Annotated in this window: 9 protein-coding genes; 1 reads left to right on the top strand and 8 read right to left on the bottom strand. The window is 39.0% G+C overall.

Annotation, left to right across the window (positions count from 1 at the left end):
• Positions 1–16: 16 nt before the first annotated feature.
• The 8 genes from ABDW32_RS17660 to ABDW32_RS17695 all read right to left on the bottom strand — a co-directional run bounded on the left by ABDW32_RS17660 (position 17) and on the right by ABDW32_RS17695 (position 11874).
• The gene (locus ABDW32_RS17660) at positions 17–1189 is read right to left on the bottom strand and encodes a TlpA disulfide reductase family protein (protein ID WP_343564767.1); all 1173 of its coding nucleotides are present in this window, start codon (positions 1187–1189) and stop codon (positions 17–19) included.
• 2 nt (positions 1190–1191) lie between these two features.
• Positions 1192–2571 carry a TlpA disulfide reductase family protein gene (locus ABDW32_RS17665; protein WP_343564769.1) on the bottom strand — a complete coding sequence of 460 codons (1380 nt, stop codon included), beginning with the start codon at positions 2569–2571 and terminating at the stop codon, positions 1192–1194.
• Positions 2572–2594: 23 nt separating this feature from the next.
• Entirely contained in the window at positions 2595–4148 is a 1554-nt protein-coding gene (locus ABDW32_RS17670; protein ID WP_343564771.1) for a PKD-like family lipoprotein, read from the bottom strand.
• Positions 4149–4157: 9 nt separating this feature from the next.
• Positions 4158–4925 carry a DUF4843 domain-containing protein gene (locus ABDW32_RS17675; protein WP_343564773.1) on the bottom strand — a complete coding sequence of 256 codons (768 nt, stop codon included), beginning with the start codon at positions 4923–4925 and terminating at the stop codon, positions 4158–4160.
• Positions 4926–4933: 8 nt separating this feature from the next.
• On the bottom strand, positions 4934–6388 hold the full coding sequence (locus ABDW32_RS17680) for a RagB/SusD family nutrient uptake outer membrane protein (protein ID WP_343564775.1): 1455 nt from the start codon (positions 6386–6388) through the stop codon (positions 4934–4936).
• Positions 6389–6392: 4 nt separating this feature from the next.
• Positions 6393–9887, bottom strand: coding sequence for a SusC/RagA family TonB-linked outer membrane protein (locus ABDW32_RS17685; protein WP_343564777.1), 3495 nt, complete (start codon positions 9885–9887; stop codon positions 6393–6395).
• 164 nt (positions 9888–10051) lie between these two features.
• A complete protein-coding gene (locus ABDW32_RS17690; protein ID WP_343564779.1) occupies positions 10052–11179 on the bottom strand; it encodes a FecR domain-containing protein in 1128 nt (375 codons plus the stop codon).
• 122 nt (positions 11180–11301) lie between these two features.
• Positions 11302–11874: an RNA polymerase sigma-70 factor gene (locus ABDW32_RS17695; protein ID WP_343564781.1), complete on the bottom strand. Its 573-nt coding sequence runs from the start codon at positions 11872–11874 to the stop codon at positions 11302–11304.
• Positions 11875–12306: 432 nt separating this feature from the next.
• Between ABDW32_RS17695 and ABDW32_RS17700 the strand changes: the two genes are divergently transcribed.
• Positions 12307–13296, top strand: coding sequence for a LacI family DNA-binding transcriptional regulator (locus ABDW32_RS17700; RefSeq protein ID WP_343564783.1), 990 nt, complete (start codon positions 12307–12309; stop codon positions 13294–13296).
• Positions 13297–13391: the final 95 nt, after the last annotated feature.

The raw sequence follows: 13391 nt of genomic DNA on the forward strand, positions 1-13391 counted from the left end.
GAAGGATGTAAAAGGATTAGAAGCCGTAGATCTTTTTCAGCGTAATGTCAATGTCGTCTGTTGCCGAGGCTACAACGCGCAAAATGATTTTTCCATTTTCATCCACGAGGATTTTTGTTGGAAAACCACTGATCTGATATGCTTTCACAATATCCATTTGCTCTTTGTTCTCGTTGTTTAGCACATTTGTCCAGGATAAGTTGAGTTCTTCTATGGCTTTGTGCCAGCTCGCTTTGGATTCTTCCAGTGTTTTGCCTCTTTCTTGTGCGATACCGATGATTTCAAAGCCTTTATTTTTGTAGCGACTGTAAAGTTGCTGGAGGTGCGGCATACTTGCACGACAGGGGCCACACCAACTGCCCCAAAAATCAAGTAGTATAATGCGCCCTTGCATCTTTTCTAACTGAAAAGGCATGCCGCTAGCGGTGATCCGCGAAAAGAGTGGTGCTGCTTTCCCTTTCGCGGTCACGCTTTCTTTTGCGATTGTTGAAGCTATTGCCATACCCATGTCTGTTGATTTGTAGTTGGGATCAAGACGGTTAAATGCTAATTTATAGTCTTCGGAAGTATAGCTAGACTTCATTCTGTAGAGCAAAAACAGACTTACATAAGATGTAGGATGATTTTCTATAAATTTTTTCTGAAGAGCAATTTCCTTTTTGCCCAATTGACTAAGCTGCTCGAGTATGATTTTGCCCTCTGTAGATTCGGGGCTTATCTTTCCCTGGAGGATTGGACTGTATAAAGTATTTTTTTGCTTTACAAATCCCGCTGTAGACTGACGCAAGTCATTGTATTCATTGTTTTCTTTCCCACCTTTAACCTGCGCTAAATCAAGTTCCTCGGCATCGGCGTTTATAAGGATGTCATCTTCAGAAATGAAAATATTGAGCGGATAACGCATCGCTTGTCGTAATGCGCTGGCATTTGGATCTTTGCCAATAGTCCTTAAGGTAGCATCAACTATTTGTTTTTGTTTTGGGATCTTGATTTCAAATAATCCATTCTGTATTGGAGCTGCAAAACCTACCCTTTTGCCTTGATAGTCAATGAAAGAAACGCTTAACTTCGCGGCAGGGTCTGTTACAGATGATGTAATTTTTCCTTTGATTGTAACGCTATCCCCCTGCGCAAATAGAAGCGCGGGAGATAACGTTAAAAATAAGAAGTAAATCCAAAGTTTATTCATACCTATTTTGTTGCTAGTACTTTTTCAAGGAGTTGCTTTAATTCTGGGTTCGATGGTCGTGGTGAATCTATAGTGACTACTTTTCCCTGTCTGTCAAAAACCATGAAGCGGGGAATACCCGTAATTTTGTAATATTTGGCAAAATCTCCCCATCCGGAAGCAAAAAGTTGCAAGCCACCAAGTTGCTCATCCTTAATCATTTTTAACCACTTCGTTTTATCTTTTTCTTCATCAACGGAGATGCTTACCACCTGAACATCTGTACCCTGCATTTCTTTTTCAAGTTTTTTGAGATGCGGTATTTCTGCTTTACAAGGACCACACCAGGTTGCCCATACGTCGATTAAAACCACTTTTCCCTTTAAATCGGCAAATTTTATAGTCTTCCCGTTGTTGTCAGGAAAAGAAAAGTTAAGTCCTTGGTCTCCACTTTTTAGTTGAGCCATGTCATTCATGATGTCAATAGCACGTTTCTTTTGACTTGCAGTCATAAAATATGACTGGTACTTATCCGCGGCTTCCTTATAACTGGCATAATCTTTTTGTCTTGCCAGATAATTCAGTATAGCATCACCCTTTAAAGTGTCATTGGGAAGGAAATCCAGATCTTGCTGGAGCCCAGTGATGCCTTTTCCCGGAGGAATATTCGCCGTACGACGAGATACAAATGAGATGGCGTTCAAAGTACGGTTTGCCCAAGGAGTTTGATAGACCAATGCTGCGTTTTTTGCAAAATTGGCTAAGGTCAGGCTTTTGTAGTAATCCGTATATTCTTCTACTGCAGGATGTGCTGAACGTGGCGTATTGAGGAAGTTCGTCGCGTTGGCGGCAAGATCCCATTGGATATAATCCTGCAGTTTGCCGTCAAACCTAGGGTTTCCACTTTTATTATTTTTAGCGAAGGTATTTGCTTTGGCAACAACATTCTCCAGGTCGGGGAAGAAATCGACAAAAGTACTTTGAGCTTTCATCCAGTAGAATGCCTTTTGTTCTACTGGGCTTATTTCGTCGTGCCAACGGCTTAGGATCTGATTTTCTTTGCTGTTATTCGTTCCGGTCAATTGGTAGTTTTTTTCGGAGATGGTAAACTCAAGTTGGTCGCCCGGCTTGAAATAAAAGATATTATTATCGGTTTGACTACCTGTTGTTCCCGAACCAATGGCGTAAAATCCTTCGTATTCGGGGTAAAACGTGAAACCAAACTTTTTATCCACTTGAGGTTGAGCTGAAGCAATCTCAACCATATCACCTTCTAAGACCTTAAAAAGTTTAACGGGTTTGACAAATTCCTTGTCAAATATGCCTTTGATTTGAACTGGTGATTGAGCGAAAACTGTACTTGCCGCGAATATTGTTATTGAAGTTACGATATGTTTTTTCATTTGTGTTTTGTTAATAAATAAAACTAATAGGATGAGGGGTAGGTATAGTCTGACACGGCGGGAGCGATATAGATAATCGCCCGTGCGGTCCCTTTTCCTTCGAGTGTTTGGACAGGAGTCGAATCCAGATTCCCAGAACTTTTTGTAAACATTCTGATCTTATAGCTTGATCCAAGTTTTGTACCAACGATGACGAAGTTAAAAGCGTAACCTGATTCTGAATATTTTAGATGTTTGATAAACGTAATCTGTTCGCCTCCTGGAGCGTTAAACTGTTGCTGTTCAAATCCGTTACTTAAATTTCTACTGTATAATTGATTGTTATTGACAAAGTACATTAAGTTTTCATCGTCCAAAAGCAATGTATGCAGACTAGCATTATAGAGTTTGGATGAAGGATCAATTGCTTCTTTTTTTATGGACAGTACATACTGCTTTTTCTCCAAAGCGCAGAGTGATTTTTGAGTAGGGTCAGTTTTGTCCTGTAGAATTGCATAGCCGACTGTTTTATAGTAATAATCAGGGGCAGGTAAGTAGACATTGGATTTCATTCCCAAAAACAATGCTTTTTGATTGTTATTTGTGGTGCTGAGATCATTAGCCGCATCATTTGAAAATATGGTCATAGTAGAACCATAACCGTTACCCAGAGTTGTGAAATTTCCACCTAGGTTGTCGAATAAAATGGGATCATTGCTACCACTCGAGATCATGTATTTGGACAATTCATAACTGCTGTTATTTCCATCCAGCATGGCTTTGTTGCCAAATTGTCCTGTATTGACACTCATTGCATAGATATTGTATAATTGCCCATTATTAAGAAGGTAATTGGCTGTACTACCCAAAAAAGCGCCCGTATTACCGGTAATTTGTTGTGCACCACCCAGGAATAGATTCTGTTTATCTCTAATTTTTTTTAAATTATTGACATTCACTGTTTGGATATCTTTTTCAGTGGTGATAAATAATGCTCGGGTATTTGAATAAGTGGAAGGATTTAGAATATTGCTTTTGTAACTAGAAGAAAAGCTGATAAAATTGCCCTTGCCTTCTATCTTTTGGTTATTTGCCGCGCTGTATACATTCTCAATTTTTCCACTTACCAAATTATTTTGCGGAGTAAGGTATAGATCCAAATCAGCATTATTTTCATCATCTTTAAGGACATACCAACCCCGTGTAAACTGGGTACTAACAGTTACGGTGGCAGTTTTATATTGGCTATAACCTGTTTTTTTGTTTTTTACAATACAAACTACAACCCAGTCTTTGGCATCCTCAGTGATAAAATAGCTTAGGTTCTGACTGTGGGCTATTGTATCCATAGGTTCGGCCCTTCCCTGAACATTGGTTTCGTAAAATCCCCATTTATATTCTAATTCACCATCTTTATTTGATTTTGCTGTGGGGAAAATTTTTAACGTGTCTTTTAGAGAGATGACCGTATATTTTGATTCGATTCCTTCGATATCAATGTGCTCCTTTTCGCTATAGTCATAGTTACTTTTATCTTTTGAACAGGATAATACCAATAGAAATCCTAGGAGTAATAGGTAAATATTTATATTTTTCATCGCTTCTGATTAATTAGGAAAAGTAATGAGATCACCGTTTTCAGCGCGTAAGGGCGCGTTCGGATGTTGCTTATTGTAATCTATTACAGCCATCCCAAGTACAGATTTATAATAGTTCATTTGATCCAAGGGTAGGGAAGCTATAAAGTTTTGATCCCAACGTTTACCAGTGACCTCAATCATGAATTCATGTTTTCGAACACTGTATGCTCCAAAATAATACGTAGAGTAAGAAGTTGTCCAGGCGTTAGGTTGACTGAGGCGATCTGTAAATTGTAGTTTTCTCCAAGATTTCGTGGGCTCACCAATAGTAAAGTTACTGTTAGCGACAATGGAAATGCCAAGATTGACTGTTTTGCTTTTTAACTCGCCGTCTCTTAAAATAACGATCGGTACCCTTGCGTGTACAGAGTCGGATTTGATAACGTAGAGATCAGCGACGGCAGGATCATCAAATGGGATAAAGTGTTTTCCCGCGACAGCATTTTCTACGCCTTTCAGTTCCATTTGCTGGAGCTGGTATTTCCGGTCTTTTTTCGATGTTTCTCCGATGGTATAAATATCAAAATACACGGTATCCTGATGTATTTGCTGTGCTTCGTAAAAGAACGTTTCAGATTTTAATGAATCCGTATATTCATTAAGTTTAAGGTTAGAGAGTGGTGGGCCAAATTGCACTCTTGGAATATCATTAAATATATAATATTGGTCCTTTTTGCAGCTATGTAATGAGAAGCATACAATACCAATTAGGATTAGTAAAAAATATGGTTTCATAATTGTAACTAATTAATGGATTCGACAGTTGGCATTGGCAGGAGGTAATTGACCACTGCATTTGAAGGGGCAAACAATATTTGCGGTTTTGGGATATTCAGTCTTTTGTAAGCGTAATAAGCCTGTCCCTCTCCATAGAATTCCTTTCGGTACTCCTTGATGATCTCGTTTTGTAGCGCTGGTGGATCTCCTGGTATTGCCAGCCCGGATATATTTCGATTTGCTCTAAAGGTTTTGAGGTATTCTAGGCCTTCAGTGAAAGCTGCAGTCTCTGCCAATATGAGATAAAGCTCACTGGTGCGTATCATTGGAAGTTGTTTATAGTCTGTTAAAACGGTTACATTATCCGCAGTGACCCAGAACTTTCTAATCACATTGTATTTAGAACCATTGGTCAATGTAATCATATTCCAAAGGGATGATTCTCTAAAATCAGTTCCAGTATTGCCATATAACTGATTCGTGATGGTTGTTGCAGAGGTTCCTTTGCGATATGTCGCATTGCCAAAATTATCCGTATAGGTTTTTGCCAAATCAAAAGCGTACAGTCCGAATATCTGTTCAGAAGTGAGGATATAGTTCGTTGCTGTAAAGTCTTTCCCAGTGGCTAGCTTGAATTTAGCTTCCCCATCTGCATTCTTTGCATCAATCACCTCCTTAGCGGCTTTGTAAGCATTGTCTTTGTCTCCATACCATAAACTTGCACGAGCTTCTAACGCTTTCATAGCATAATAGTTCATCCGCATATTGCGATATGACATGAAATCATCTAGTGGCTTGTAGTTGCTTCCGAATCCATTGGGATTTCTAACATCGTTCATCGAATAGGACAGCATTGGGTCGAATTCTTTGATGAGCTCTTCTGCCTGTTTCAGATCCGAGAAAATTTTGCTTTTATATTCTTCATAAGAAATATGCTGATGGATTTCCCTGTTGAATTCGGTTACATAAGCGAGCTGATTTCCGATTCCAGATTCAGTGGGTATGGGACCATAAAGACGCATCAGGTCAAAGTGGATGTAGGCGCGTAATCCGAGGCATTCTGCTTTGATGACCTGATATACCCCTTCTGTCTTAAAGATGGATTTATTGGATTCCAGATTCTGCAGAATGGCGTTTATTGCGGCAATTGTTGCATATTGTTTGGCAAATATCGCATTGAATTGATCAATTACGCGATCGTCGGAATAATTGAAAAGCCCCAGTTGTTGTTCAAGCGTATTTGTGTTTATATCCCAACTGGAGATTAAATTTTCTATGGTTCCAAATGTTAAAGCCTTTCCATAAGTTGCATTGCTTTTTGCTGAAATATAAGCGCCAGCCAAAGCATCTTTAAATCCTTGTTCGGAGTCGAATAATTTATCTGCTGGGATTTGGGTTCTAGGTAAGACATCCAAAAATTTATTGCATGAGCCTAAAAATAAAGCGCTTACTAGGCTTGCTAATATGATATGTTTTTTCATCTTATTAAAATGTTGCGTTAAGACTAAAAGTTACCTGCCTTGAAAATGGATAAACTGTTCCCCGTTCTTGACGGATACTCGAAATGATAAATGGATCAGATACATCCAGCCCTATATTCACGTTTTCGAAACCAATTTTCTTGACCCAATCCATGTAACGAAAATCATATTGGAAGTTGAAACTTCTCGCATAAATGGTGTTTTCATCTTGGACAAACCGGGACGTTTTATAGGTCGGATTTGTATTTAAGAGCCCTTTGAATGGCGCATAATCACCGGGATTTTGCCATCTACCAGTATAGACGCGTTCATCCACATTATATTTGTAACTGCTGGTTTCGACTCGTTCAGCTAGGGTTCTATTGTATGCCTGACCGCCAAAGCGATAGCCCAGCGATGCGGTAAATGTAAATCCCTTGTAACGCAACATCGTATTGAAGTTTCCCCAAACTTTAGGGTCTGTGTTTCCAACGGCAGTAACATCTTTCGAGGCCCAGGTATAAGTTGGTGTGCCGTCAGCAGCGAGATAAAGCTCTTTACCTGTGCTCGGGTCTATCCCGAGGGATGGAACTACCCAAATAGCGTTACTCGAATATCCCTCGATGTACATTTTGTTGGCATTATAGAGATCCCCCTGAAGAGTTTTCTGTGCGTCTTTCAATGCTTGTGAGGTTTCAAGTACCTTATTTTTGTTATGCAATACTGAACCTGATACTGACCAGGTTAAACCGGTTGGCTTTTTCATCAGATAGACTGTCGCATATAACTCGAATCCTTTATTCCGTAATTTTCCGATGTTGGCTGTATAATAGCCTACACCACTGGATGCGGGGGTATTAACGGAGGAAACAAGGTCATTGGTGTTTTCAATATAATAGTTCGCCTGTAACGTTAAATAACGGTCGAAAAGGTCGATATCTGTCCCAATATTGTATTTAAGCACTTGTTGCCATTTTAGATCCGGATTGCCGAGCCCTAAGACATAAGCACCCAGCCAATTATAATATCTATCGGAAGTGTAATAACCGTAAGTGGTCAGCGCTTGGTAAGTATTGAATTTTGTGGATCCGGATGTCCCTACCGATCCACGCAATTTAAGGCGGTTGACGATTTCATTCTTTTTAAAGAACTTTTCTTCATGTAAATTCCAGCCGAGGCCTGCTGACCAAAAAGGAGCAAAACGCTTATTGGCGCCAAATTGGGAAGAACCATCCATACGGAACGTTCCGTCGATAAAATAACGATTGTCATAATTGTAGTTTGCATTTCCAACAAAGCCTACGGTTCGATAATAGTACTCATTACCTGAAGGTTTTCCATCCTTCATATATTGCAATGCCATCGATGGAAAATCAAGATCACTATTTGGAAAACCTTCCGCGGCGTTCTTCAGCTGTGAGGTATTATCCTGGAAAATGTTTGCCTCCGTTCCGACGAAAATCTGATGTTTTTCTTTTATTTTTTTGCTGTAGGATAGATTTAAAGCTCCTTCGTATTTCATTCCACGATTAAGGCCAATCCAATAAGCTCCTTTTCTAAAGACATCAACTCCGGTATAATTGGCAAAGTCAGTATGTTCAGCCGGTTTAAACGCATCGGACTGTTTATCGGATTTTGTAAAGCTGAATTTACCAATTAATCTTAATCCTTCTTGAATTGACCATTCGACAGCAGTCTGATTGGTAATATCTGTTTGTTCTCCTTTGTCAAATGTTTTTAGGCTAGCATTATACAAGGGGTTTGTCGGAAGGGTAGTCCATATATTTGAATAATCAGTTGTACCCGGATCACCCAATACTTTATTTACATTTCCATCTTTATCATAAGGGCGCCAATATGGATTGAGGTCGAAATAGTCATTGAATGATCCATATGGTGACTGCTGATTCTTAATATTATTAATGTTTAAATAATTTCTAAATATTAAGTTTTTGTAAGTATAAGATAGGGTGATGGATCCATTCAGTGTATTTCTGGAAGAGCCTTTCATGACACCCGCTGTATTGTTATTTTGGATACCGGCTGAATATCGGAACTGATTGTCACCGCCTTCCAGTCTTAAATTACTTCTTAATGCGTAGGATGTGCGCAGTGGAATAGCCATCCAGTCTGTCTCGACGCCGCTATTCACTTCATCTAACAGAAAATTATAGTATCGTTTATTCGGAATGTCTGTACTTGCGTTCGGAGAGTCATAAAGCCCGGTAATACGTTCTAGCGCTAGTTTGTCTCTTGCATTAAGGAGATGGTAAGCCGATAAGTCGGCGTTTTCAACCTTTAGTTCTGATCCAAAACTCAATCTTAATTTTCCTGGTCTCGGAAGTTTCGTTGTAATGACGATGACTCCGTTAGCACCTCTTGATCCGTAAAGTGCGGTCGCTGCGGCGTCTTTCAAGAGGGTAATCGAAGCAACATCGTTTTCATTAATATCTATCAATGCCTGAAGCGATGTTTGGAAACCATCTAAAACAATCAGTGGAGTGTTGAGCTGACTTGCGGATTCGCTCTGAATTTCATTCACATTTGGGATACTGGAATTTCCCCGCATCTGAATTTCTGGAAGTCGGTTAGGATCATTACCGAAAAGATTATTCTCAATGATATTAAACGATGGATCGATATTCCGTAAAGAGGTCACGAGATTCCGAGCCCCATATTGCCTGAGTTCTTTTGTCGTGATTGTACGTGATGCTCCCGTAAAACTTTTATCTTCCTTCTTAAAAATACCCGTAGAAACAACCGCTTCCTCAAGGGCGTTTTCTTGTTTTTTTAGGCGGATAACCATTTTCTCCTGATTTAAGCTTGCCTTAATTTCCTGTCTTTCGTAACCTAAGGAAGTTATCACCAGGATTTCGTTTAGTGAAGATATTGGCAATATGAAGCTTCCATCAGCCTGGCTCATTACACCTTTTCGTACGTTGTCTTTGAGGCGAATTGATGCCCCCGAAATCGGCTTTCCTTCATTGTCGATGACTCGTCCTTTTAGGTACTCTTGCTGCATAGCCAATACGATCCGATCAGCGTTGGATGTTACTATGGTACGCTGTTTGGGATGAATTGGATTCTTTTTGACAACTACCGTTTTATCAAAAAAGTCATACGATAGATTTGCTTTGTTGAGAATAACATTTAACGCTTGTTTAAAAGGTACATCTTTGATTTCAGCGGTTAAGTCAATGATTTGATTGATTTCATTTTTCTTATAAAAGAAAGAATAACCGCTCTGTTTTTCGAGGTTTTTCAAGATCGATTCCAAGCTCGATTTTTGCTTTTTCAAGCTAATCTGTTGGGCATAGGTGTGTGCATCTACTTGTGACAGACCTAAACCGATCAGTAGGGTGATTAAGTTGATCCTCATGAGAGATCTGGATAATGGGCGCGCAAAAAGAGGCTTTTGTTTTTCATAAATCCGCCAAATGTTGGACGCTGGGTTAGCGTCCAAATTGGTCGAATGAAAATCTTTCTCCTTCTTAATGAACGGAGTTAAGGTAAATTTCATTAAATTCGTTTGGTTTTAACGTGTTAATAATTTAGAAGTTAGACGATACTTTAATACCAATTAAGTTGGACGGGTTCTGCGCCAACAGGATCCGTCTTTTATTGATATTAACAAACGCTTATCAAGGTGGGGATTTTTCGCTTTTCATTTCGTTAATGGTTTGGTTATGTTATGATTAAGTTAATTCTATTGTTTTTTTTCACGATAGCTTTGGTTTGGATATTTGCATAATTTAAAAGTGCGATGAGCTTTTCTAAGCTTAAATTTCGTGGAATTTTCCCACTATATTGACTGGCATTGCTCGTCCCGTTATAAGTGACATCTATATCGTACCATCTTGCGATGTCCTTAAATACTTCTGCTGTATTTGTACCATCAAAGCAGAATTGGCCACTTTTCCAGCTAAGTACCTGATCTATATTGATACGCTTCGACCGGAGCTTTCCATCTTCGGAAAAAGCTTGCTCATTAGGTCTTAACCTCACCGCACTATTTTGTTTGGAAACAATAACTGCACCTTCCTCTAGGCTGGTACGTACTCCGTCCTCTTCCGAATAGGCATTAATATTGAATTTTGTACCCAGGACTTTTGTCTGTTGGTTTTTTGTTTTAACAATGAAACTTTTGTGATCCTTCGTTTTTGCTACCTGAAAATAAGCCTCACCTTCCAATTCAACGATACGGTCTCCCGATTCAAATGAAGAAGGATAGATTAATTTCGAATCAGCATTGAGGCTGACCAAGGTGCCATCTGCTAGGGCGAGCTCATAAGTAGCGCCTTTGGGAGTTTTTAATATATTTTGCTGGCTAACAATGTTTCCGGTTTTAACATTTCGATAACTAACTTTTCCCTGCGCATCTTTTGTTAAGATTGTCTCTCCGATTTGTACACTTTGATTTAACGCTAATTCGTCAAGATTAATCTGCTTTCCATTGGCTAGCGTGATAATAGCTTTTTCACTTCCTGGAGGGATGGATGCTAATAATTTATTGGAAGCAGTGTGCTCTGCTGCGGGCCAGTATGTATAGGCGAAAAAACCGATCAGCAATATTGCCGCAGCTGTACTGATAATCTGTAAATACTTTATGGTAGAGGATTTTTTTTCTATTAAGCCTACCTCAGCCAACAGCCGGTTTTTTACATTCTTTTGGATGGTCGAAAACTGCGCTTCTGGTATCTTACCGACCGACTGCTGATCAAACCAATCAAAAAGTTCTTTACGTTCCTCAATATTTTCGGATCGGCTTAGGAAACTGGTTATCAGTCTATATAATTCTTTCACTTGCTTCATAAATCGCAACGTTATACTGGTTGGTTATAATACAAGTGACCTAAAAGAGGCAGAGCTTCTACTTAAAATGAAAAAAAAATATATTATTGTAAAAATTGTCCAGTAAATGGCTGATTAAAAGGCTAGAAAAATAATATAAAGTGAAAAAGGTGGCCTGTTGCGGTGCGTAAATGACGAATAGCCTTGTTAATGTGCTTTTCAACAGTCGATTCGCTGATTCCTAGTTTTATAGCAATCTCTTTATTGCTTAAATAGTATTCCCGGCTCAATTTGAATACTTCCTGACATTTTTGAGGCAGATTTTCGACTTCTTTGGCAACAAGGTCGATGATGTAGCGGTAGTACAGCCGATCTTCGATGGGTATGGATTGATCTTCAAACTCAAGATGTTCAAAACCTTGGGTAATCTGAATTTTCATCTCTTTGCGGTAGTAGGCGAGAACCAGATAGCGACAAGAACTAAATAGATAGGCAGGAAGAGACTCTATTTCAGTAATAAATGCCCTATTTTTCCATACGGAGATAAATAGGTCATGTAGAATATCTTCGGCCGCTTCACGATTGCTAATTTTTTTTGTTATAAAAGAAATCAGATCGGGGGCAAACAAATCATATAATACCGAAAAAGCGCGCTGATCTCCCTGTTGAATAAGGGGCAGAAGTTCTTGGTATTGGTATGATTTGGAGTTTTTCATAAGGAGCTAGCAGCTAGTAAATTTAAAAAAAAAATAATATTTTCATTATAAAGATTGTAAAGAGGCTTCGCTTTTTATATTTACTTTTGAATATTTATTAATATTCGACAAAAATCAGTCGTTTTTAATAGGGATCAACAACTAATTGTTTCAGTTATGCGGTAGGCTTTCAGTATGTTTGAAATATTGCTTAGGTATCGGATAAGTATAGTTATCGTATTATAATGAAGCTACTTTAGTTAGTCCGTTGATTATTGTATTAGGTAAATTAAAGCCTAGAAAATATGCTTACGGATAAGCAATAGTTCTGAGCGGCCATATTACCTGTTTGATATTGTGCGTAGACGTATGAACAACGGAATGTCATCAGTATAAAAAACGAACAATTCTCATTTTATTTTCTAATTTCACCTAATTTTATGAAATGCTCTTATGGCCAAATCTATTAAAGAAATCGCACGAGAACTTAATGTCTCCAAATCCACCATTTCATTGGTGATCAATCATAAAGCGGAAAAGGCCCGTATCAGTAAGGAGCTGGAACGGCGTGTTTTGGACTATGTCGAGAAAATAGGGTATAAGCCCAATGCTTTGGCAAAGAGCCTCGCCACTGGCCGTTCGAATACAATCGGACTGATTGTCGAAAATATTGGCGATTCCTTTTTTGGCCCTTTTGCTTTGCATGTCGAGGAACTGCTGCGCAAGAAAAATTACCATGTATTATATAGTAGTACTTTAGGAGATCCTCAAAATGCGCAAGATATTATTGATTTCATGCTAGAGAAGAGGGTTGAAGGCATCATTCTAGCACCCACGATAAACCTCGAGGAACATCAGCGAAAGATCTTGGAACATAAGGTGCCCTTGGTTGTATTTGATCGAAATTCACCCGATATAGCGACACATTATGTTCATATTGACAATGGAGATAGCAGCCGTAAAGCCTGTTCCTATTTGCAGTCTATCGGATGTAAAAACTTTGGATTGATCACAATCGATTCGGATCAGCCTCAGATGCTCGCGCGTAAAGAGGCCTATCTGGAATTTTGTGCAGAAACAGGTATGCAATCGAGGATACTGCAACTACCCTACCATCGTTTGAAACAGAAAGGTATAAGTGCTTTACAGAGTTGGGTAGCTAAAAATGTAGGCTTGGATGGTTTATTTTTTACAACCAATTATCTCTGTATTCTCGGGTTAAAGTCCCTTCGGACTGAAGGTGGAAAACAGTTTGATTTTCCGTTGTTTTCTTTTGACGATCATGAATTGTTCGATATATTGAATCCTAAAATCTCCTGTATCCAACAACCCTTGGAACCTTTGGCCAAAACCTGTGTACGTGTATTGCTGAAGGAAATAGATCGGGGGATTTCCAGTCCAAAGGAATATGTAATTTCAACAAATTTGATTAAAAGACAGTAGCACTGCCGCATGTTGGAATAAGGCGTTTTCATCCCTTGGGAATAAAGCCATATTGTAAAAATCATAAGACCTAATAGGCGAAAGTTTATAGTTTT

This window comes from Sphingobacterium sp. (assembly GCF_039596235.1).
In the GTDB taxonomy this organism is placed as follows: domain Bacteria; phylum Bacteroidota; class Bacteroidia; order Sphingobacteriales; family Sphingobacteriaceae; genus Sphingobacterium.